Here is a 19865-nt window from a genome sequence, read left to right as displayed (position 1 = left end):
GGCTATGAGGTGACGCATGGACGTACGCATCGACGCATCGTGGAAGGCGCGGCTGGAGGGGGAGTTTGCCCAGCCCTACTGGGAACGCCTGGCCGCTTTCGTGAAGGAAGAGTACGCGGCGGGGCCGTGTTGTCCGCCCGGCAAATATATCTTTCGCGCCTTCGACCTGACGCCGTTCGGGCAAGTCAAGGTCGTGATCCTGGGGCAAGACCCGTATCACACGCCGGGCGCGGCCATGGGGCTGTGCTTTTCGATTCCCGAAGGCACGCCGCCGCAGCCTAGCCTGCAGAATATCTTCAAGGAATTACACAGCGACGTGGGCGCGGTGCGCACGCGCACGGATTTGTCCGATTGGGCAGAGCAAGGCGTGTTCCTGCTCAACAGCGTGCTGACGGTGCGCGCGGGAGCGGCCGGTTCGCACGCGGCCAAGGGGTGGGAAAAGCTGACGGACAGCGCCATCGGCCACCTGTCCGCCGAGCGCGAACACCTGGTCTTCATCCTGTGGGGCGGCCAGGCGCAAGCCAAGCGCAGCCTGATCGACCCCGGCAAGCACCTGGTGCTGGTGGCGCCCCACCCTTCGCCATTGTCGGCCAGCAAAGGTTTCTTTGGCAGCAAGCCGTTCAGCTTGACGAATGCGTATCTGCAGGCGCATGGCCAGGCGCCTATCGCCTGGGGTGATGACTGATTCCTGACGGCAACCGACAGCGGCAGGCGTTGCTCCCTGCCGCTGTCTTCGCGCGACTTACAACACCTGGACAGAACCGTAGCGAGCGGATGTGCGGCGTGGCCGAGAAGCGCAGCTGTGCTTTAGCACAGTGAGCATCGGAGGCCGCGCCCCACGTCGCGCAGTAGGTACTGTCAGGTGTTAAAAACTGGTGGACAGGCCCGCGTAAATGCTGCGGCGGGCACCGTATTGCGGCGCTCCCACTCCCACGCCGGAACCGTCGCGCAGCAGGTACGACTTGTCGAACAGGTTGATCAGGGCCAGCCGTCCTTCCACCTTGCCGAGCGGCGTGTTTTTCCACGTGTGCGTGAGCGCCGTGTTGACGGTGAAATAGCTCGGCAAATGGCCGGAATTCGGCGCGCCGCCATCCGGTGTCATGCGCAGGCCGCTGCCGTAGAGGAAGTCAGCGCTCACTTGCGAGTCGCCAAAGTGATAATGGCCGCCGCCCGACAGCGTGTATTTCTGGTCATGATCGAGGTAGACATAGTTCTTGCTGATGTAGTTCAACTCATCGGCGCCAAACAGGGCTTGCCCCGAATTGATGTTGCGCCCCTGCGCCTTTTGCGTGCTGGCGTTGAGGAACAGGCCCCAGTTTTTCTCGCTGTAGATGGCGGACAATTCCAGGCCCTTGGCATAGCCATCCGCATAGTTGAACGGGGTCAGGATCAATGCCTGGCCGAACTGGCCTTCATCGAGCAGGTTGTTGATCTTTTTATAGTACACATCGGCCGTCACGGTCAGTTTTGAACTCACCTGGTGGCTGATGCCCACGTCATAGTAGTGCGTGCGCTCGGCCTTGACGTTGTCGGACTGGCCGATTTCCGGCGCATTCGTCGTGTTCGCGTACAGGTCGATGCTGCCCTGCGCGGCCAGTTCCTGCGGCGGCGGCGTGAAGTAGCGCGAATAGCCCGCGTGCAGGGCCGTGCCGGGCGCGATCTGGTACGCCAGGTTGACGCGGGGGCTCCATTGCTGCTCGTTCGTGTAGGCCGAGACCTTGTCGAAGCGCACGCCGTAGTTCAGGGTCAATGGCTTGCTGATATGCCATTCATCCTGCAGGTAGACACTGGCCAGGGTGCCCGTCTTGCCGCTGTTGTCCAGGATGCTGACCGGCGTGGTGGAGGTTTGCGCCCCGTCAATACTCGGGAAGACGGCCACCGTGTTGTCGCTGGTCGTCTTCTGGCGCGTGTAGGCCAGGCCCGCGCGCACGGTGTGGTCCTGGTGCAGCTTGTAGCTGATGTCGAACTGGGCACCGGAAGCGCTGTTGGCGCGGCGCGAGTCCGAGGCTACGCCGTTGTAGATCAGGTCGCCGATGGCGTCAGGCGTGAAATGCAGTTCCGAATACTGGTGGAAGGCCGACACCTGGTAATTCACGTCGCCCAGGCTTTTTTGCAGCGACAGCACGAGAAAACGGTTCACTTCGCGCTGGTTTTCATTCAACTGCGACGACGGCAGCGTGGACGTGCCCGCCTGCGCATCGCTGTGGCCGGCCAAGCTGAATGCCGGCGCCTGGTCCGGGTTGTTCGGGATCTGGAAGCGGCCGTTATACGTGCCGAACATGGCGCCCAGGCGGGTATTGTCATCGAGGAAATACGACAGACTGCCGAACGATTTGTTCTGGCGCGTCTTGTCGTGCAGGGCGCTGCGCGTGGCTTGCGGGTTTTCCACGCCCAGCGAATTGCCCAGGTAGCTGCCGGACAGGTAGTAATTGAACTTGCCCACGCTGCCGAAAAATTCGGCACTCGGCTCCACGTGGTCGTGGCTGCCGACCATGATGCCGATGCGCCCGCCAGGGCTCAAGCCGCCCTCCTTCGTTTCAATATCGACGATGCCGGCCGTGCGCAGGCCGAACTGGGCCGGCAAGGCGCCCGTCATGAAATCCGTCTTGTCGATCAAGCGCGTGTCGATCGACTGGCCAAAGCCGCTGATGCTTTCGGGCAACTGCACGCCATTGATGCGATATTGCACGTTGGCATGGTCGTCGCGCACGTGCAGGGCGCCGGAACCCTTCGAATCCTGCGACACGCCCGGCAGGCGCAGCAGCACTTCATTGAACGGCGTGTTGTCGCCCTGGCCCAGCATGTCGACCATGTGGCTGTCGATGCTGTAGATGGTGGTGCCGACTTTCGGCGACAGTTCGATGCGCGCGCTTTTCAGATGGGCGGAGGTGACTTCCACCTTTTGCATTTCTGGCGGGGCGCCATCGCTACTGGCTTCGGCCGGCTCGGCGGCGTGGGCGGAAACGGTAAACAGGCTGGCAAGGGCGAGCGACAGCGCGCTCAGGCGTGGTGTGTGTTGCATGGTAAACCTCGAAAATAGTCAACGCCAGGCGGCCCGGCGCGCATCAAAGTGCGGCAAGGGGCAGCCTGAAAAGGATAAAAACAGCGTGGGAACTACAGTGAGGCGGCAGGCGGGCCGCGCACGGGCGGCAGGACGAGGGCGGCGACGGGCGCCAGGGTAGCGGGCGCGAGGGCCAGCAGGCGGTACGGCAGTAACTGGGCGGGCGGCTCGGCGATGGCCGGCGGCACGGCGATGTCGGCCACCTTGTCGATGACCGTGGCGCACAGCGCGCACTCTTCCGCGTCGAGCGTCGTCTTGTGCAGGTGCGAGGCGGCCGTCGACAGCAGGAACACGAGGGCCAGCGCACTGAACAGCGCCACGCACAGCTGCCACGGCGTGCGCGCGAGGGCGGACGCCGGGTAAGGCTTGCGGGATGGCTGGCGGGAAGACATGGGCGCATAGTAGCAAGAAAATCGCCGCCTTGTCAGCGCTTGTTGCGTGATTTGCGCCAGCGCGCCCTTACAGCGTGGCACGCAGCTCGCGCGGCGACAGGCCGTAATGCTGGCGGAAACGGGCCGCGAAGCGCGAGGGCGAGGCGTAGCCGCAGGCGGCCGCGATGTCGCCGATGGGTAAGATGCCGGATTGCAATTCCTGCAAGGCCAGTCCCAGCCGTACGTCTTCCAGGATGGCGCGGAAATGCCGCCGTTCCAGGGCCAGCTGGCGGCGCAGGGTCGAGGCGCCCAGGTGCAGATGGCTGGCGACCTTGGCTACGCTCCAGTCGGCGCCCGGATCCAGCAGCAGCACTTGCTGCACGCGCGCGGCCAGCGGATCGCGGCGGTCCAGCAACAGCGGGCCGCAATGGCCGCCCAGTGCCAGGGCCAGCAGCAAGCCTTCCGCCTGGTGCGCCAGCAGCGCGGGCGGTGTGCTGCTGGCCAGGCTGGCCGTCAGCTGGTCCCAGGCCAGCGCCGCGTGGGCATCGAGCGGCACGCACAGGCTGGCCGTGGCCGCCTGGCGCAGCTGGTTGTCGACGAGACCGCCGTGGCGCGCGCGGAAACGGGCGATCAGGGCCGGCGAAAAACTCAGCACTTCCGCCCGGTAGCCTTGCGCGCCGGGCAGGTTGGCCACGCCCAGTTCCTGCCCGGCCGGCATCAGCACCACATCGCTGCTCGTGGCATGGGCCTGGCGCGCGCCCCATTCCAGCAATTTCGTTCCTTGCCGCACGCGGCACAGGGCGCTCTGGAAGACGGGCACGCGGCGCAGGGTTTGCGCGCGGCGTGCCTCGATGGTGCCGTGGGCGATGCGCAGCTCGCTCAGGGCTACCGCTTCCATGTCATCGGCCATACAGTCCCGTCAGCTGTGCCTTGCCCAGTGCGTTGGCGTTGAGCATGTAGCCGAGCATGGCGCCGCTGGCGTGCCGGTCCAGCGGCAGCTTGTCTGTTTTCAGGGCCCACACCGTGATCTGGTAGCGGTGGGCCTTGTCGCCCGGTGGCGGGCAGGCGCCGCCGTAGGCGCTGTCGCCGTAATCGTTGCGCCCTTGCACGGCGCCGGCCGGCAAGGTGGCGGTTGTCGTTCCCGCAGGCAAGGACGTGGTGCTGGTCGGCACATTGAACACGCTCCAGTGCCACCAGCCGCTGCCCGTGGGCGCGTCCGGGTCGTACAGGGTGATGGCGTAGCTTTTCGTGCCGGCCGGCGCGTTGCTCCACGACAATTGCGGCGACAGGTTGCCGCCCGTGCAGCCGAAGCCCTGGAATACTTGCGCGCTCGCCAGGCGCTGGCCGGGGGCGATGTCGGTGCTGGTCACCGTGAAACCGGCGGCGTGGGCGCCCAGGTGCAGAGCGAGGCCCAAGGTAGCAGCGAAGAGGCGGGAGGGGGGCATGGTTTTCCTTTCGATGAAGTATAGGGGAAAGTGTATGTCGCGCAACATAACCGCGCGATGCCGATGCGCTCGCTGATGGTGCCGAAACGCTCGTTTTATCCTATTTCCGACGTTTGCATGAGCGTGTTGTGTGGCTTGCCGCTTTCTGGCCGCGCATGATTTTCACTGTCGGGCTTTCATGCTATCGTTCCGCAGCCCAAATTTCCCAAAGTTTCCATGTCCCGACGCCCGATCAAGTGGTTGCTCAGCAAACTGCACCTGTACGTGGGCCTGTGGTTCGGCGCCCTGTTCGTCCTGCTGGGCTTGACGGGTTCCGCCATCGCCTGGATGCCGGAACTCGACGCGTATCTGAATCCGACCTTGTTGCAGGCGAGCACGCCCGCGCCTGGCCAGGTGTTCCAGGTGACGCCGCGCACGCTGCAGGCGGTGGTGGACGGGCTCGCGGCCGATCCCGCCTATGGCAAGCCGAGCCAGGTCAATCCGCCCGCCGACGCGCGCGACGTGTACGTGGCCTCGTACCGCCAGGCCGGTAAGCCATCTGCCTTCAGCCAGGCCATCGTGCGCCAGGTGATGGTCGACCCCTACACCCTGCAAGTCAAAGGCGAGCGCGACTGGGGGCGCTTCGGCCTCACGCGTCCATTGCTGATGTCGGGCATGTTTCATTTGCACCGCTATGTATTGTCCGGCGACGCGGGCAAGACCATCACGGGCATTTCCGGCGTGGCCCTGCTGCTGATGGCCCTGAGCGGCATCTACCTGTGGTGGCCGCGCCTGCAGTGGACGGCGATCAAGCGCGCCCTGACCGTGTCGCATGGCGGTTCCTGGCCCCGTTTTAATTACACGTTTCACAAGGCGGCGGGCTTTTTTGCCGCGCCCGTGCTGGCAATTCTCGCCTTTTCCGGCATCTATTTCAATTTGCCGCAATTGATCGTGCCGCTGGTGGAACTCGTGTCGACGGTGCCGGACACGGCAAAATTGAAAAATGTGGCGCGGGACGGCGCCGTGCTCGATGCGGGCCAGGCCATGGCCGCCGCGCAGCAGCTGTATCCGCAGGCGCGCGTGTCGCGCATCGTGCTGCCGGCGAAAAAGGACCAGCCCTACGAGATTCGCGTGCGCCAGCCCGGCGAAATCGCCCACGGCGACGGCGCCACCCGCATCACCCTGGACGCGCGCAGCGGCTTGCCCCTGCGCATACGCGATCCCTTGCGGGCGCCGGCCGGCGATGTCTTCCTGGGCTGGCAATTCCCCCTGCATTCGGGCCAGGCGTTCGGCGTGGCCGGACGCGCCTTCATTACCGTCTTCGGTTTGATGCCCTTGCTGTTCCTGCTGACGGGCACCCTGGTGTGGTGGAAACGGCGGCGCGGCAAAAAATAGCTGCGGTCAAACCGTTGCGGGGAAAGTTGCTATCATCATAGTATTTTCCGGCAGATCCACTGTCCGGACTCACCCGCACAAGGACCAGCATGAGCAATCCCGACATCACCGTAGCAATGTTGAATGAACGCGGCACGGGCCGCTTGCCCGGCCACCTGGGCATCGTCATCACGGCCGTGGGCGACGGCCAGCTGACGGCGGAATTGCCCGTGCTGCCGCATTTGCTGGCGCCGAACGGCTATCTGCACGCGGGCAGCGTGGTGACCCTGGCCGACACGGCGTCCGGCTATGGCTGCATCGTCAACCTGCCCGAGGGCGCCAACAATTTCACCACCATCGAACTGAAATCGAACCACCTGGGCACGGCCCGTGAAGGCACGCTCACCTGCACGGCCAAGGTCGAGCACAAGGGCCGCAACACGCAAGTGTGGGATGCCGTGGTGAAAAGCAAGGAAACGGGCAAGACGATTGCCCTGTTCCGCTGCACGCAGATGATTTTATATCCCAAATAACCCGAAGGACAAAATCTGGGGTCGTACCCTGCAGGGTACGACCCCGGTTCTTGCTTTTGGGTTCGCTAGATTTTCACCCAGTTACCTTTATACAAGATTGGTCCCGTCGGTCCGTTCGGATCCGGCGAACCGCCTTTCGGCTCCAGGGTGACGGCCAGCAAGGCCACGTCGCTGCCGATGGCGCGCTGCGACAACGCCAGTTTCACGTTGCCCTTGTCGGCCAGCAAGCCCAAGGAGCGCGGGTTGCCGCTCTTTGGTACGGCCCACAGTTCCAGATCCTTATCACTTGGCACGGGCGCGTTGGCCACCATGCGCACTTCGAGCGCGCCGTGGCGGCTGTCGGCCGTCAGCAGCAGGGCCGTTTGCGCCTTCTCGTCCGTCAGGCTGGCGACATAGCTGATCTGCGGCGCCTCCATCACGCGCGTGGCCAAGACGATCACTAGCAAGGCGGCGATGGCGCTCGACGCCATGCCCAGGCCGCGCCAGAACGACAGCGCATCGCCGAACCAGGACCAGCCGCCCTGCGGCGCCAGGTGCAGGCGCTGCTCGATCTGTTGCCACACGCGCTTGGGCGGCGCCACGGGCGTGGCGAATTCCGCCATCGGTTCCAGGCGCTGGCGCCATTCGGCCGTGATATTGCGCAAGTCGGCGTCGTTGTGCAGCCAGCCTTCGAAACGCCGCCGCGCGCCCCCTTTCAGGGTGCCCAGCACGTATTCGGACGCCAGTTTCTGGCGCAGCGCGTCATTGCCGCGGATATTCATGATGCCTCCCGTTTCGCCAGGCACGTGCGCAGCCGTTCCAGGCTGCGGCGTATCCACGTCTTCACGGTGCCGATCGGCAGCGACATCTGCTGCGCCACTTCGCTGTGCGACAGGTCGTGATAGAACGCCAGGGCGACCACCTGCCGGTGCAGCCCTTCCAGGGCGGACATGCAAAACGCCAGCGCCTTGGCGTCACCGCTCAGTTGCAGCGACTCGATCGGCGTGGCCTGGGGGTCCCGGAGTGCATTCATGACTTCGCTATCAAACTGTTCGGCATCGATTTCCACGGTATCGTCGCTGCGCCGCAGCACATCGAACGCCTTGTTGCGCACGATGGTGGCCATCCAGGTCATCGGCGCCGCCAGATGGCTCTGGTAAGCGGCGGCGTTGTTCCAGATGGCGACGAACCCCTCTTGCAAGGCTTCTTCAGCGAGCTCTTGCTTATGCAATATACGCAGCGCGAAGCCAAACAGTTTCGATGAGGTAGAAGTATACAGCTGGCGGAACGCCGTGGCGTCCTTGTTCCCGGTGGCAAGCAGCCAGGCTTTGAGTTGCTGCGGGTCGAGCGATTGAGCGGCTGGGGACACGGCTGGCCTTCACAAGGTGAATGGGATCACGCCTGGGAAGGTTATAACAGATTGACAACGCTTGGCAACAGGGTTTTGCGCCGTGTTTGCGCGGTGTCTTAACCGGCGATGGCCGTTTCGAGCAATTTATGCAGTTCGGCAAATTCCGGCTTGCCCACGTAGCGCTTGAGGATCTTGCCCTGCTTGTCGAGCACGAAGGTGGTGGGCGTGAGGGCCACGTCGCCGTAGGCCTTGGCCGCCTCGCCCGTCACGTCGAGCGCCACCTTGAACGGCAGCTGGCGCGTTTCGGCGAAGTTCAGCACGTAGTTGGCCGGATCGTATTTCATGGCCACGGCCACGAATTCCAGTCCCTGCCCCTTGTACTTGTTGTAGGTGTCGACCATTTCCGGCATTTCCGCCACGCAAGTAGTGCACGAGGTGGCCCAGAAATTGACCATCACGACCTTGCCGCGCAGGCTGGCGGAGGTGATTTTCTCGCCATGGATGCCGTGGAAGGTCACGTCCGGCGCGCGTTGCTTGTCATTCAGCGACAGATAGCCGGCTGCCGCCACGCCCGCCACGAAGACGGCGATCAGGGCTGGCTTGATCCAGGACTTGCTTGCGGAGGGCGAAGTTGACATGGCAAAGTTTCACTAATGTAGAGCAACGATGCGGCCATTATAGACGCATCGTCAGTCTGGCGCCGTAGGTCAAACGGCGGAGGCGTTTACTGCTGGACCGTATCGCTGACCGTGTTCGTCGTGCGCTGTTGCGGCGGATCGGGCTGCAATTGCTTCAATTCCGCTTCCGAAATGTAGTCGAACAGCTTGACCACTTTCTGCACGCCGCCGACGCCGCGCGCCACGTCGGCCGCGACCGTGCCTTCGCGCTGGGTCACGCGGCCCATCAGGAAGACGGTGCCGTTTTCCGTGACGACCTTGAACGAGGCGGCCGAGATGGTTTTCATGTCGACCAGACTGGCCTTGACCTTGGTGGTGATCAGCGCATCGTTCGAGCGCGAGGTGTAGCTGGCCGGGCCGGCGATGATCAGTTCATTCGCCACCGATTCCACGCCCTCGATATTGCGCACTTCGCGCTCGACGGCATTTTTCATCGCCTCGTCGCGCACTTCGCCCGTCAGCAGGACGCGGCGGTTGAAGCTGGTGACATTCACGTGGCCGGCATCGCCCACGATGGAGGGAATGCGCGATTCGCCTTTCAGGGCGATCGACTTGTCTTCGGTCTGGGCGCCCAGGGTGCGGCGGTCCGCCGCGGCAACGCCGCCCATCACCGCGCCGCCGACCATCAGTTCGATGCAGCCGGTGAGCGAAGTGAGCATGGCGCCGCACAAGAGTGCGGTGGCCAGCGGGCGTTGTACGCGTTTCCAGCCCGGGCCAGTACCGAATTTAGTCATTCACGTCTCCTCCGAATAGCGCGACGTCGATGCCGTCGCAGATGCAATGTATGGTGGTCAGGTGGACTTCCTGGATGCGCGCCGTGCGTTCGGCCGGCACGCAGATATGCACGTCGGCGTCCGTCAGCATCTTGCCGATGGCGCCGCCGTCCTTGCCCGTCAGCGCCACGACGCGCATTTCGCGCTCGAGCGCCGCTTCCACGGCCGCCATCACGTTGGCCGAATTGCCCGACGTGGAGATGGCCAGCAGGATGTCGCCGGCCTGGCCGAAGGCCTGTACCTGCTTCGAGAAGATTTCGCGGTAGCTGTAGTCGTTGGCCACGGCCGTCAGGATCGACGTATCGGTCGTCAGCGCCAGGGCCGGCAGCGGAAAGCGCTCGCGTTCGAAGCGTCCGACCAGCTCGGCCGCGAAATGCTGGCAGTCGGCGGCGGAACCGCCGTTGCCGCAGGCGAGGATCTTGTTGCCGTTGGACAATGCATAAAACATCAGGTCGATCGCCTGCGCAATGGGTTGCGCCAGTACGGTGGCGGCCTGGATCTTGAGTTCGGCACTTTCGTGGAAGTGCGAGAGGATGCGTTGATTATTCATAGTCTGCCGATTATAGTGCAGGCGCGCGGCATGGCGGACAAGCACTGTTAAAAATGCTTACATATCGAGGATGTTCTTCAGCCAGCTGATCCGTCCGCCGTCGATGGCCAGCGCGTCGAAGCGGCACGGCGGCAAGCTCTTTTGCCCCTGCAGCCAGGTTTGCGCGGCCAGCACCATGCGCCGCTGCTTGGCCGGCGTGATGCTGGCCAGGGCGCCGCCGAAGGTGGCACTGCTGCGCAGCCGCACTTCGACGAAGACGATGGCGGCGCCGTCGCGCATGATCAGGTCCAGCTCGCCGCCCTTGCACAGATAGTTGCGTTCCAGCAGCACCAGGCCTTGCAGCAGCAGATATGCGAGCGCATCGTCTTCCCCCTGCCGTCCCTGTTCCCGTTTGTTCCAGAAAGCGAAGGGCGGCATGGCGGTGTCCTTATTGTGCTGGCGGCGCGGCCGGCGGGGCCGGCGGCCAGGTGCCCAGCACGCCCTGCTGGTAGGTGGCCGCTTGTTCCGTGCGTTCGAACACGCTTTGATCGTTCTCAAAGCGCACGGCCAGGCGGCCCGTCACGCCATCGAGCGTGAATGGCGCGTTCGGCCGCAGCGCCACTTCACGCGCCACGCGGAAGGCATCGATGCCCAGCGCGTACAGGCGTTCCATGTCGGCCGTCGGGCGGACGTCGCCTGACTGCGGCGGCTGTGGATACACCATCACTTGCGGATGGTCGCGCTGCACTTGCCAGGGCAGGTCCAGCAGGCGCGCGCCGTCGAGCTCGGGGCCGCTGGCGCCGCGCCCGGCGCCGGGATTCAAGGACGAGGTGCCATACAGGGGCAGGTCGCTGCCGATGGCCACGCGCAGCTGGCGCGCCTGGTCGGCGTCGAGCGCGGCAAACAGCAGGCCCGGGGGCGCCGCGGCCAGGCGCGCGCGCAGCTGTACCAGTTCCGCATCGCTCAGGTAGCCATTCGTGGCCGTCAAGTCCATCGCATCGACCTTGCCGCCCTGGCGCAGCCATTCCTGCTTGAAGGCGGCGCTGACGCGGCGCTGCGACGGCGAACCGGCCGACAGGATCAGCGCGCTGGCGCCCGGCTGTTCGCTGGCGGCCCAGGCGGCGACCTGGCGCGCTTCCGCCTCGATCGACAGGCCCATCACCAGCAGCTTGGCCGGCAGGCGCGCCTCGCCGCGGTTGTCCGGGTGGTTCAGGGCGATCGTCGGTTTGCGCACCAGATCGCTGTTCGCCACGGCCGTCACGGCCGAGCGCGACAAGGGACCCACGACGACGTCCTGTTCCTCTTGCGCTTGCGCAAACTTGTTCAGCACGTCGGTGCTGCCGTCGCCCGTGTCGATCACCGTCACTTCGAAGCCGCTGCGGTCGCGCTCGTACGCGGCCATGAAGCCGGCGCGCAGCAGTTCGGCGGCCGGCCCCAGGGACGCGGAGCGCAGCGGCAGCAGCAGGCCGATGTGGTGGACATTGCCGTCGGATGGCGCCGGCGCCGTGGCGGCCGGCATGTCCTGCGGCGTGCCCGTCGCCGGCTTGGTGGCGATGGGCGCCAGCGGGGCGCCGCTGCCGTCGTACGCGGTAATATCGGGCACGGCCACGGCAAACGTCACCGGTTCGGGCGCGGGCGGCTTGGGCGGCACGGGAGGCGGCAGCGGCTTCGGTGGCGGCAGCGCCCTTGTGTTAGATTCAATAGGCGCGCACAATTGCCCGGGCGCGTCGCAAGGCGTGCTGCAAGCGCTCAGCATGCCGGTCGCGGCACAAACAAGCAGTAACTTCACACTATTAGCAAGCATTTAACCTCCAAAATGACCGTACAAGAAATCAGTTCCATCGCCAGCCTGCCCATCATGACAGAGGCGGCGCACCAGGTCTATCCTATCGCAACATTGTATATAGTGGCCACGCCCATCGGTAATGTGACCGATATCAGCCTGCGCGCGCTGCACTTGCTGAGCCTTGCCGACGCCGTCGCCTGTGAAGATACGCGCAACACGGCGCACCTGCTGACGCGCTTCGGCTTGAACAAGCCATTGATTGCGGCGCATCAACATAACGAACGCGAAGTGGCGCAGACTTTGATCGCGCGCCTGCACGCGGGCGAGCGCATCGCCCTCGTTTCCGACGCGGGCACGCCCGCCGTGTCCGACCCCGGCGCGCGCATCGTCGACGCCGTGCGCGCGGCGGGATTGCGCGTGCTGCCCCTGCCCGGCCCATCGGCGGCGATTACCGCCATTTCCGCCAGCGGCTTGTTGAATGACCAGTTCTACTTTGTCGGTTTCCTGCCGGCCAAGGCCAAGCAGCGCGAAAACATCTTGCACAGCCTGCGCGGCCTGACGGCGACGATGGTGTTCTACGAGGCGCCGCACCGCATCCTCGATTGCGCCACGGCCCTGGCGGCAGCGTTCGAGCCCACGCGCCAAGTGGTGTTCGCGCGCGAGCTGACGAAACTGTTCGAGGAAATCCACCGCTGCCCCTTGTCCGAGGCGGAAAGCTGGATCCGCGCCGACGCGCACCGCGAAAAGGGAGAATTCGTCGTCCTGCTGGAAGGCGCCACCGAAGCGCAGGACGCGGAAGACGTGGAAGCGGAACGCATCCTCAATATCCTGCTGGCCGAATGCAGCGTCAAGCAGGCGGCGAATCTGACGGCGCAAATCACGGGCCGCAAGAAAAACGCCCTGTATGAGCGGGCGTTGCAGTTGAAGGGGCAGGAATAAGGTGATCAGGACGGCGGCTGGACATCGAGTGCCTGTGCCGCCGCAAGCAATTGTTCCACGTGCTCGATCAACTCGTCGACAAAACCCTGTGTGACATCGAGATCGCCCTCGTATTCCGCCAGGTTGCGCTTCCGGTGCGCCTGATTGAATAGCAGCCACTGCTGCGGCGTGAAACCCAGCGTGTGTTCCAGGCTTTGAAAGACGAGATAGCGGTTGTCGCTGCGATAACCATGTTGACGCAGCGCAGACAGGGCCGCCGCGTTATACGCGAGGTCGAAGCGGCTTTCCAGCGACAGTATCGGCTGCCTGGCATCGCGCAGGCGCACGGTGGCCGAGCGCAGCAAGCCTGCGCGTTCGCGTGCGTCCGCTGGCTCAGCCTTGAGCTGGCCGATGCGCGCCAGGTTCGCCAGCGCCTGTGAGTTCGGTGAGGTCATCGTTGGCCCCTTTGACAAAAATCTTGGGCTGTTCGAGGATGCGCACGACGAACGACTTGCCGTCGTCTATTCTTTGCCGCCATTCTTCCCGCGTATACAAGGTCGGGTTGATGCTGCGGCCCAGCTGCTGCTGCGCTGGCTGCAGCGCTGCCAGCAACTGGGCATTCGATGCCATGCTGCCGATCACCATCAGGTCGATGTCGCTGTGCGCATGTTCCGAGCCCTTGGCCATTGAACCGTACACAAAGGCCAGGTCGATTTCCTGCCAATACGGTTGCAGGGCCACGCGCAGCACATCGGCGACGCCAAAGGTTTTCAGCACAATGCTGCGCAGCTCGTCGAAGATCGGCGCATCGTGATTCGCCTGGTAATGCTTCTGGTTGCCCACTTTCTTGACGGTCACCAGGGCCGATTTCACCAGCTTGGCCAGTTCGCGTTGCACGGCGCCCGAGCCGATGGCCGCGAAGGCGATGATTTCATTCGCATAGAAAGACCGTTGTGCCTGGCCAAAGAGCAAAGCCAGCACGCGCTGCTGTGTCTTGGAAAACAATGTGTCTGCGAAAGTACCCATATTGGGTATGTTAGTACCCAATATGGGTATAGTCAAGCAGGCCATCACCACTTGCAGCCGCTATCCTTCTTGTCCAGCAACATCAGCACGGGCGCCAGCAAGCCTGCGCCGGAATAGGCGGTGCGGCAATCGCCGCGCTTGCCTTGGGCGATGTCGCGCGCCAGCTGGGTTTCCGTTTGCAGGGGCTTGTCGGGGATTTGTCCCACGGCCGTGCCCACCTTGGACGGGTCGCGCTCGCCCGCCATCTTGCGCGCCGTGCGTTTGGCCGCTTCCATATCGAATTTCGGCGTTTCCGGAGTTTCTTGCCTGAAGGTGTCGGGACTGGCTGCCGGCGTGGCCGGGACGACCGTGATGGCTTGCGGGCTGGCCGCTGGCGCCGGTGTTTCGCGGACAGTGGCGCGTGCCGGCTTGCTGACGGGTTTGGCTTCTCGCTTCGGCTTGACCACCTCGACAGGCGGCGGCGGGGGCTTGGCGGCCAGCGGACGTATCCACACGGCGATCGATTCCACGCGCGGCGCGGCATCCGGCAGCGCGGCTGGCTGCACGTGGCGCCACAGGTAAATCAAGGCGCCATGCAGCAGCAGGGACACGCCGACGCCCAGCGCGATGCCGCGGCGATTCGGCATGGGCTGGCCGCCGCCGCTTCTTTCTATACTGAAATCCATTGCCGTCGTCGCCTTCATGTCTGATCGGGAAAACTTGCCAAGCCAGTGTCGCATACTTGTATCGTTTTGAAAAATACATGAGTCGCAGTGCCGCGCGTAAATAATTTACACAGAGTTTCACCTGACCCTTGACCGAAGTCGATACGGCCTGTATTATCTTGGTCTTCGGAGTGTGGCGCAGCCCGGTAGCGCACCTGGTTTGGGACCAGGGGGTCCAAGGTTCGAATCCTTGTACTCCGACCAAATTTGTAGAAAAAAACCCAAGAGTTTCGGCTCTTGGGTTTTTTTTCGTCTGTAGCGCCTGCGGCGCAAGGCCGGCAGCAAAAAGGGGCCGCAGCCCCTTTTATTTATCCCAGGCGCTTCGCCGCAATCGCATTGCCGGCGCGGCTGGATCCCTTGCGCCCCAGCTGCTGCGCAATGAACTGCCCCGCGTCGACCACCAGATCCAGGTCGATGCCGGTGGCAATGCCCAGTCCCTGCATCATGTACAGCACGTCCTCGGTGGCCACGTTGCCCGTGGCGCCCTTGGCGTACGGGCAGCCGCCCAGGCCCGACACGGACGAATGATAAATCGCAATCCCTGTTTCCAGGCTGGCGTAGATGTTCGCCAGCGCCTGGCCGTAGGTGTCGTGGAAGTGGCCGGACAGGCCGTCCACGTGAAAGGCGGCGATGGCGCGCTGCATCACCGCCTGCGTCTTTCTCGGCGTGGCTACGCCGATGGTGTCGGCGATGTCGATCTCGTCGCAACCGAGGTCGCGCATGCGGCCCACCACGTCGGCCACGGCGTCCAGCGGCACTTCGCCCTGGTAGGGGCAGCCGAAGGCGCAGCTGATGCTGCCGCGCAGGCGCAGGCCGTGTTCCTTGGCCGCCTTCGCCACGCCTTCGAAGCGGGCGATCGATTCGGCGATCGAGCAATTGATGTTCTTTTGCGAGAATGCCTCGGACGCGGAGCCGAAGATCACCACTTCATCGGCCTTCGCCGCCAGCGCGGCCTCGAAACCCTGCATGTTCGGCGTCAGCGCCGAATAAATGGTGCCCGGGCGGCGCGCGATCTTGTCCATCACTTCCGCGCTGGTGGCCATCTGCGGCACCCATTTCGGCGAGACGAACGACGCCGCCTCGATATTGGCGAAGCCGGCCAGGGTCAGACGGTCGACCAGCTCGATCTTGACGGCGGCGCTGATGGTTTCCTTTTCGTTTTGCAGGCCGTCGCGCGGGCCCACTTCGACGATCTTGACCTGCTTGGGCAAACTGGTAATAGGGGTCATCTCAATATCCTTGCAAACGGTTGACGATGCCGGCCACAAGCTCTCCGGCGTGCAGGCGGCGCATCTTGGCGGCGATCTGCGCCACGCTTTCGCGGCGCAGGGTGGCGGCCGAAATATGCGGCGTGATGGTGATGCGCGGTTCTTGCCAGAACGGGTGCTGCTGCGGCAGCGGCTCGTTGCGGAACACGTCGAGGGTCGCTCCGGCGATATGCCCGGAGCGGATCAACGTCAATAAGTCCGGTTCGGCCAGATGCGCGCCGCGCGCCACGTTGATGACGTAGGCGCCCGGCAGCAGCATCGACAGGCGTGCGCGGTCGAGCAGGTTGTGCGTGTCCGGCGTGAGCGGCAGCATGCACACCAGCACGCGCGTGCCGCGCAAGAAGGCATCGAGCCCCTCTTCGCCCGCAAAACACTGCACGCCATCGATGTGCTTCCGGCTGCGGCTCCAGCCCCGCAGGGGAAATTCGAACTGTGCCAGCACTTGCAGCACGCGCGTGCCCAGCACGCCCATGCCCAGCACGCCGACGGGAAAATCCATCTTGTCGAAGGCGGGCAGCGGCTGCCAGATGCCGGCGCGGCCCTGCGCCTCGTAGTCGTCGAAGCGGCGGAAGTGGCGCAGCACGGCGTGGCTCACATATTCGGCCATCTGCACGCCCATGCCCGCGTCGTCGAGGCGCACCAGCGGCACGTGGGCGGGCAGCGCGTCGCCGAACTTCAACAGCGCGTCGACGCCGGCGCCCGTGTTGAAGATGGCTTTGACTTCGCTCAATGCCGGCAGCATGGCGGCGGGCGGCTGCCACACGACGGCATAATCGCATGGCGCGAATGTGTCGCCTTCGCGCCAGAAGTGGATTTCAGCTTCGGGCAGCAAGTCTTTAAAATCGGCGATCCACGCCGCTTCCTTGCCGTCCGAGCGTTGTAAAAGGATGCGCATCGTGGCTGCCTCTATGCGGCAGCCTTGAAAGCCAGCAGCGGCGCGCCATCGGCCACCTGGTCGCCGACGGCGTACAGCACGTCTTCCACCAGGCCGTCGTGCGGCGCGGCGATCGTGTGCTCCATCTTCATCGCTTCCATGATGACCAGCGGTTCGCCCTTCTTGACGTCCTGCCCCTTGTTCACCAGCACGGCGACGACCTTGCCCGGCATCGGCGCCGTCAGGCGGCCGCCCTCCGCTTCCACCTCGCCCGCATGGGCCATCGGGTCGCTGTAGTGCAGCGTGTAGTGCAAGCCGCCGGTGAATACGTGGAACTGCTCGCCGTCGCGCAGCACCGTGCCATGCACGGCACGTTCACCGAGCTTGATGTGCAGCTCATTGCCTTTGCGCGCCGTCAAGCTCAGGGGCTGGCCGTTGAACAGCCAGCCATCGGTTTTGTAGGCGATGCGCGCGGCATAGGCCTTGCTGTCGCCCGCCAGCGCGAATTCGTCGGCGAACGCCAGGCTGCGGCCCAGGGTGCTGTTCAAGCGCCAGCCCAGGGCATTGCCCCACGGGTCGGCGCGGTTGGCCGACTGCGCTTCGGACGCGGTTTTTTCTTCCGTCAGCAGGCTGACTGCCGCCAGCGCCAGGGCCGTGTCGGGCGCCGCTTGCAGGGCGGGGAACAGCGTGTCTTGATTGCGCTCGATCAAACCCGTATCGAGATCCGCGCCGGCAAACGCCTGGCCTTCGACCAGGCGCTTCAAAAAGGCGATATTGCTGGCCAGGCCGACGATCTGGTAGTCGGCCAGCGCCTGCGCCATGCGCGCCAGCGCTTCGCGGCGGTCCGCGCCCCAGACGATCAGCTTGGCGATCATCGGGTCGTAGAACGGCGAGATGGCGTCGCCTTCGCGCACGCCCGAATCGATGCGCACGGCGGCGGGAACCAGCGTGCCACCCAGCTCGAACGTCACGGCCGCCGGCGACTGCATGTGGCGCAGGGTGCCGATCGACGGCAAAAAGCCTTTTTCAGGGTTTTCCGCATAGATGCGCGCTTCGATGGCGTGGCCGTGGATGGTCAATTCGCTCTGTTTTTTCGGCAGCGGCTCGCCAAAGGCGACGCGCAGCTGCCATTCCACCAGGTCGGTACCGGTGATCATTTCCGTCACCGGGTGTTCCACCTGCAGGCGCGTGTTCATCTCCATGAAGTAGAACGAGCCATCCTGGTTGGCGATGAATTCCACCGTGCCCGCGCCCACGTAGCCGACGGCCTTGGCGGCGGCGACGGCCGCTTCGCCCATGGCCGCGCGGCGATCCGCTGGCATGCCCGGCGCCGGCGCTTCTTCCAGCACCTTCTGGTGACGGCGCTGCACCGAGCAATCGCGCTCGAACAGGTAGATGCAGTTGCCGAGCGTGTCGGCAAACACCTGGATTTCGATATGGCGCGGGCGCGACAGGTATTTTTCGGCCAGCACCTTGTCGTCGCCGAAAGAGCTGATCGCTTCGCGCTTGCACGAAGCCAGCGCCGCCTTGAAATCGGCGCTGTTCTCGATGACGCGCATGCCCTTGCCGCCGCCGCCAGCGGACGCTTTCAGCAGGACGGGGTAGCCGATCTTGTCGGCTTGCCCGTGCAGGAAGTCCGCATCCTGATTCTCGCCGTGGTAGCCGGGCACCAGCGGCACGTTGGCTTTCTCCATCAGCGACTTGGCGGCCGATTTCGAGCCCATGGCGCGCATGGCGGACGCCGGCGGGCCGATGAAGACCAGTCCCGCCGCGTGGCAGGCGTCGGCGAAGTCGGCGTTCTCGGACAAAAAGCCGTAGCCGGGGTGGATCGCCTGGGCGCCAGTGGCCAGCGCCACGGCGATGATCTTGTCGCCGCACAGATAGCTTTCCTTGGCCGGCGCGGGGCCGATCAGCACCGCTTCGTCGCAGACGGCGACGTGCTTGGCGTTGGCGTCCGCTTCCGAGTACACGGCGACGGTCTGTATGCCCATGCGGCGCGCGGTAGCGGCGACACGGCAAGCGATTTCGCCGCGGTTGGCGATCAGGATTTTAGTGAACATGGTCTCTCTCTTTGCAGCTCGTGGCTGGAAGTTTTTTATCTGAGGTGTCGCTGGGAGGGGATGCGCCCGGGCGGGGCGCATCCCATGGGCTGGATCAGCAGCCGCACTTCTCTTTCTGTACCGAGTCCAGCATGGCGCCGCGTGTCTGCAAACCCAGTTTTCCCAGCAAGACGCGGTCGTCTTCCGCTTCCGGGTTGTCGGTGGTGAGCAGCTTGTCGCCGTAGAAGATGGAATTGGCGCCAGCCAGGAAGCACATGGCTTGCACGGCTTCGCCCATCTGGCGGCGGCCGGCCGACAGGCGCACGCGCGCCTTCGGCATGGTGATGCGGGCCACGGCGATCGTGCGCACGAATTCGAACGGGTCCAGCGCTTCCAGGCCGAACAAAGGCGTGCCTTCCACCTGCACCAGGTGATTGACGGGCACCGATTCCGGATACGGATTCAGGTTCGCCAGCTGGGCGATCAGGCCCGCGCGCTGCAGACGCGTCTCGCCCATGCCGACGATGCCGCCGCAGCACACTTTCAAGCCCGCTTCGCGCACGCGGCCCAGGGTGTCCAGACGATCCTGGTATTCGCGCGTGGAGATGACGTTGTCGTAGAACTCGGGCGCCGTATCGAGGTTATGGTTGTAGAAGTCCAGGCCCGCGTTTTTCAGGCGGTCCGCTTGTCCCTCTTCCAGCATGCCCAAAGTAGCGCATGTTTCCAGGCCCAGCGCCTTGACCTTGGTCACCATCTCTTCGACTTTTTCCATGTCGCGCTCTTTCGGGCTGCGCCAGGCGGCGCCCATGCAGAAGCGCGTGGCGCCATTGGCTTTCGCCTGGCGGGCCGCGTCGAGCACCGTGTCGATGTCGAGGATTTTTTTCGCTTCCACGCCCGTGTCGTAGCGGGCCGCCTGCGGGCAGTAGCCGCAGTCTTCCTCGCAGCCACCCGTCTTGATCGACAACAGGGTCGCCAGTTCCACGTCGCCATCGGGGAAGTTGACGCGGTGGGTTTGCTGGGCCTTGAACATTAGGTCATTGAAAGGCAGGTCGAACAGGGCCAGCACGTCGGCGACGGGCCAGGTGGCCGCTTCCGGCACGGTGATGCGCGCCGCTGGGCGGTGCAGTTCGACGGTTTTTGCTGCTTCTTGGACGTGAGACATGTGATTCCTTCGTTTC

Annotated in this window: 22 protein-coding genes and 1 tRNA gene; 5 read left to right on the top strand and 18 right to left on the bottom strand. The window is 64.4% G+C overall.

What is annotated here, in order from left to right:
- Nucleotides 1–16 precede the first annotated feature (16 nt).
- Complete coding sequence (locus AC07X6_RS14980; protein ID WP_494791479.1) at nt 17–685, top strand: uracil-DNA glycosylase; 669 nt, start codon at nt 17–19, stop codon at nt 683–685.
- Nucleotides 686–865: 180 nt separating this feature from the next.
- On the opposite strand, the gene AC07X6_RS14975 is transcribed toward AC07X6_RS14980, so the two are convergent.
- The 4 genes from AC07X6_RS14975 to AC07X6_RS14960 form a co-directional block, all read right to left on the bottom strand.
- Nucleotides 866–3022: a TonB-dependent receptor gene (locus AC07X6_RS14975; protein ID WP_494791478.1), complete on the bottom strand. Its 2157-nt coding sequence runs from the start codon at nt 3020–3022 to the stop codon at nt 866–868.
- A gap of 92 nt (nt 3023–3114) precedes the next feature.
- Entirely contained in the window at nt 3115–3453 is a 339-nt protein-coding gene (locus tag AC07X6_RS14970; RefSeq protein WP_474293694.1) for a hypothetical protein, read from the bottom strand.
- A 67-nt stretch (nt 3454–3520) separates the two neighbouring features.
- Entirely contained in the window at nt 3521–4342 is an 822-nt protein-coding gene (locus tag AC07X6_RS14965; RefSeq protein WP_494791477.1) for a helix-turn-helix transcriptional regulator, read from the bottom strand.
- Nucleotides 4332–4877: a YbhB/YbcL family Raf kinase inhibitor-like protein gene (locus AC07X6_RS14960; RefSeq protein ID WP_494791476.1), complete on the bottom strand. Its 546-nt coding sequence runs from the start codon at nt 4875–4877 to the stop codon at nt 4332–4334. Before AC07X6_RS14960 ends, AC07X6_RS14965 begins: the two co-directional genes overlap by 11 nt.
- Before the next feature lie 216 nt (nt 4878–5093).
- Between AC07X6_RS14960 and AC07X6_RS14955 the strand changes: the two genes are divergently transcribed.
- Complete coding sequence (locus tag AC07X6_RS14955) at nt 5094–6251, top strand: PepSY-associated TM helix domain-containing protein (protein WP_494791475.1); 1158 nt, start codon at nt 5094–5096, stop codon at nt 6249–6251.
- Between the two features lie 89 nt (nt 6252–6340).
- Nucleotides 6341–6763, top strand: coding sequence for a PaaI family thioesterase (locus AC07X6_RS14950; RefSeq protein WP_230540024.1), 423 nt, complete (start codon nt 6341–6343; stop codon nt 6761–6763).
- Between the two features lie 65 nt (nt 6764–6828).
- On the opposite strand, the gene AC07X6_RS14945 is transcribed toward AC07X6_RS14950, so the two are convergent.
- The 7 genes from AC07X6_RS14945 to AC07X6_RS14915 all read right to left on the bottom strand — a co-directional run bounded on the left by AC07X6_RS14945 (nt 6829) and on the right by AC07X6_RS14915 (nt 11723).
- Nucleotides 6829–7524, bottom strand: a complete 696-nt coding sequence (locus AC07X6_RS14945; RefSeq protein ID WP_494791474.1) for an anti-sigma factor — start codon at nt 7522–7524, stop codon at nt 6829–6831.
- Nucleotides 7521–8111 carry a sigma-70 family RNA polymerase sigma factor gene (locus AC07X6_RS14940; protein ID WP_230540022.1) on the bottom strand — a complete coding sequence of 197 codons (591 nt, stop codon included), beginning with the start codon at nt 8109–8111 and terminating at the stop codon, nt 7521–7523. The genes AC07X6_RS14945 and AC07X6_RS14940 overlap by 4 nt, the downstream gene beginning before the upstream one ends.
- Nucleotides 8112–8209: 98 nt before the next feature.
- Nucleotides 8210–8731, bottom strand: coding sequence for a peroxiredoxin family protein (locus tag AC07X6_RS14935; protein WP_474293683.1), 522 nt, complete (start codon nt 8729–8731; stop codon nt 8210–8212).
- Between the two features lie 86 nt (nt 8732–8817).
- Nucleotides 8818–9504, bottom strand: coding sequence for a BON domain-containing protein (locus AC07X6_RS14930; RefSeq protein WP_230540020.1), 687 nt, complete (start codon nt 9502–9504; stop codon nt 8818–8820).
- Entirely contained in the window at nt 9497–10093 is a 597-nt protein-coding gene (locus AC07X6_RS14925) for a phosphoheptose isomerase (RefSeq protein WP_034752465.1), read from the bottom strand. The genes AC07X6_RS14930 and AC07X6_RS14925 overlap by 8 nt, the downstream gene beginning before the upstream one ends.
- A 57-nt stretch (nt 10094–10150) precedes the next feature.
- Nucleotides 10151–10510: a YraN family protein gene (locus tag AC07X6_RS14920; RefSeq protein ID WP_230540019.1), complete on the bottom strand. Its 360-nt coding sequence runs from the start codon at nt 10508–10510 to the stop codon at nt 10151–10153.
- Between the two features lie 10 nt (nt 10511–10520).
- Nucleotides 10521–11723 (bottom strand): penicillin-binding protein activator, encoded by a 1203-nt coding sequence (locus AC07X6_RS14915; RefSeq protein WP_494791473.1) that lies wholly within the window; start codon nt 11721–11723, stop codon nt 10521–10523.
- Between the two features lie 165 nt (nt 11724–11888).
- Between AC07X6_RS14915 and rsmI the strand changes: the two genes are divergently transcribed.
- A complete protein-coding gene (rsmI, locus tag AC07X6_RS14910) occupies nt 11889–12797 on the top strand; it encodes a 16S rRNA (cytidine(1402)-2'-O)-methyltransferase (protein WP_494791472.1) in 909 nt (302 codons plus the stop codon).
- 5 nt (nt 12798–12802) lie between these two features.
- On the opposite strand, the gene AC07X6_RS14905 is transcribed toward rsmI, so the two are convergent.
- From AC07X6_RS14905 to AC07X6_RS14895, 3 genes are read right to left on the bottom strand one after another with little or no spacing between them, the layout of a single operon-like run.
- Complete coding sequence (locus AC07X6_RS14905; RefSeq protein WP_494791471.1) at nt 12803–13231, bottom strand: hypothetical protein; 429 nt, start codon at nt 13229–13231, stop codon at nt 12803–12805.
- Nucleotides 13170–13802 carry a nucleotidyltransferase domain-containing protein gene (locus AC07X6_RS14900; RefSeq protein ID WP_494791470.1) on the bottom strand — a complete coding sequence of 211 codons (633 nt, stop codon included), beginning with the start codon at nt 13800–13802 and terminating at the stop codon, nt 13170–13172. The genes AC07X6_RS14905 and AC07X6_RS14900 overlap by 62 nt, the downstream gene beginning before the upstream one ends.
- Before the next feature lie 44 nt (nt 13803–13846).
- Nucleotides 13847–14428, bottom strand: a complete 582-nt coding sequence (locus AC07X6_RS14895; RefSeq protein WP_494791469.1) for a hypothetical protein — start codon at nt 14426–14428, stop codon at nt 13847–13849.
- Nucleotides 14429–14633: 205 nt separating this feature from the next.
- Between AC07X6_RS14895 and AC07X6_RS14890 the strand changes: the two genes are divergently transcribed.
- Nucleotides 14634–14710, top strand: a tRNA-Pro gene (locus tag AC07X6_RS14890).
- A 104-nt stretch (nt 14711–14814) separates the two neighbouring features.
- Here the strand turns inward: AC07X6_RS14890 and AC07X6_RS14885 are convergent.
- From AC07X6_RS14885 to bioB, 4 genes are all read right to left on the bottom strand, one after another.
- A complete protein-coding gene (locus AC07X6_RS14885; protein WP_494791468.1) occupies nt 14815–15735 on the bottom strand; it encodes a hydroxymethylglutaryl-CoA lyase in 921 nt (306 codons plus the stop codon).
- A 1-nt stretch (nt 15736) separates the two neighbouring features.
- A complete protein-coding gene (locus tag AC07X6_RS14880; RefSeq protein WP_494791467.1) occupies nt 15737–16669 on the bottom strand; it encodes a 2-hydroxyacid dehydrogenase in 933 nt (310 codons plus the stop codon).
- Nucleotides 16670–16680: 11 nt separating this feature from the next.
- Nucleotides 16681–18708, bottom strand: a complete 2028-nt coding sequence (locus AC07X6_RS14875) for an acetyl/propionyl/methylcrotonyl-CoA carboxylase subunit alpha (protein WP_494791466.1) — start codon at nt 18706–18708, stop codon at nt 16681–16683.
- A gap of 94 nt (nt 18709–18802) precedes the next feature.
- Nucleotides 18803–19849: a biotin synthase BioB gene (gene bioB, locus AC07X6_RS14870; protein ID WP_494791465.1), complete on the bottom strand. Its 1047-nt coding sequence runs from the start codon at nt 19847–19849 to the stop codon at nt 18803–18805.
- Nucleotides 19850–19865: the final 16 nt, after the last annotated feature.

This window comes from Janthinobacterium sp. GW460-12-1-14-LB5, assembly GCF_059423585.1.
This window is presented reverse-complemented; position numbering and strand designations above follow the sequence as displayed.

What these genes read in the sequence shown, in the direction of transcription:
- AC07X6_RS14980 (WP_494791479.1), top strand. Translation starts at nt 17, where the DNA reads ATGGACGTACGCATCGACGCATCGTGGAAGGCGCGGCTGGAGGGGGAG.
- AC07X6_RS14975 (WP_494791478.1), bottom strand. Translation starts at nt 3,022, where the DNA reads ATGCAACACACACCACGCCTGAGCGCGCTGTCGCTCGCCCTTGCCAGC.
- AC07X6_RS14970 (WP_474293694.1), bottom strand. Translation starts at nt 3,453, where the DNA reads ATGTCTTCCCGCCAGCCATCCCGCAAGCCTTACCCGGCGTCCGCCCTC.
- AC07X6_RS14965 (WP_494791477.1), bottom strand. Translation starts at nt 4,342, where the DNA reads ATGGCCGATGACATGGAAGCGGTAGCCCTGAGCGAGCTGCGCATCGCC.
- AC07X6_RS14960 (WP_494791476.1), bottom strand. Translation starts at nt 4,877, where the DNA reads ATGCCCCCCTCCCGCCTCTTCGCTGCTACCTTGGGCCTCGCTCTGCAC.
- AC07X6_RS14955 (WP_494791475.1), top strand. Translation starts at nt 5,094, where the DNA reads ATGTCCCGACGCCCGATCAAGTGGTTGCTCAGCAAACTGCACCTGTAC.
- AC07X6_RS14950 (WP_230540024.1), top strand. Translation starts at nt 6,341, where the DNA reads ATGAGCAATCCCGACATCACCGTAGCAATGTTGAATGAACGCGGCACG.
- AC07X6_RS14945 (WP_494791474.1), bottom strand. Translation starts at nt 7,524, where the DNA reads ATGAATATCCGCGGCAATGACGCGCTGCGCCAGAAACTGGCGTCCGAA.
- AC07X6_RS14935 (WP_474293683.1), bottom strand. Translation starts at nt 8,731, where the DNA reads ATGTCAACTTCGCCCTCCGCAAGCAAGTCCTGGATCAAGCCAGCCCTG.
- AC07X6_RS14930 (WP_230540020.1), bottom strand. Translation starts at nt 9,504, where the DNA reads ATGACTAAATTCGGTACTGGCCCGGGCTGGAAACGCGTACAACGCCCG.
- AC07X6_RS14925 (WP_034752465.1), bottom strand. Translation starts at nt 10,093, where the DNA reads ATGAATAATCAACGCATCCTCTCGCACTTCCACGAAAGTGCCGAACTC.
- AC07X6_RS14920 (WP_230540019.1), bottom strand. Translation starts at nt 10,510, where the DNA reads ATGCCGCCCTTCGCTTTCTGGAACAAACGGGAACAGGGACGGCAGGGG.
- rsmI (WP_494791472.1), top strand. Translation starts at nt 11,889, where the DNA reads ATGACCGTACAAGAAATCAGTTCCATCGCCAGCCTGCCCATCATGACA.
- AC07X6_RS14905 (WP_494791471.1), bottom strand. Translation starts at nt 13,231, where the DNA reads ATGACCTCACCGAACTCACAGGCGCTGGCGAACCTGGCGCGCATCGGC.
- AC07X6_RS14900 (WP_494791470.1), bottom strand. Translation starts at nt 13,802, where the DNA reads ATGGGTACTTTCGCAGACACATTGTTTTCCAAGACACAGCAGCGCGTG.
- AC07X6_RS14895 (WP_494791469.1), bottom strand. Translation starts at nt 14,428, where the DNA reads ATGCCGAATCGCCGCGGCATCGCGCTGGGCGTCGGCGTGTCCCTGCTG.
- AC07X6_RS14885 (WP_494791468.1), bottom strand. Translation starts at nt 15,735, where the DNA reads ATGACCCCTATTACCAGTTTGCCCAAGCAGGTCAAGATCGTCGAAGTG.
- AC07X6_RS14880 (WP_494791467.1), bottom strand. Translation starts at nt 16,669, where the DNA reads ATGCGCATCCTTTTACAACGCTCGGACGGCAAGGAAGCGGCGTGGATC.
- AC07X6_RS14875 (WP_494791466.1), bottom strand. Translation starts at nt 18,708, where the DNA reads ATGTTCACTAAAATCCTGATCGCCAACCGCGGCGAAATCGCTTGCCGT.
- bioB (WP_494791465.1), bottom strand. Translation starts at nt 19,849, where the DNA reads ATGTCTCACGTCCAAGAAGCAGCAAAAACCGTCGAACTGCACCGCCCA.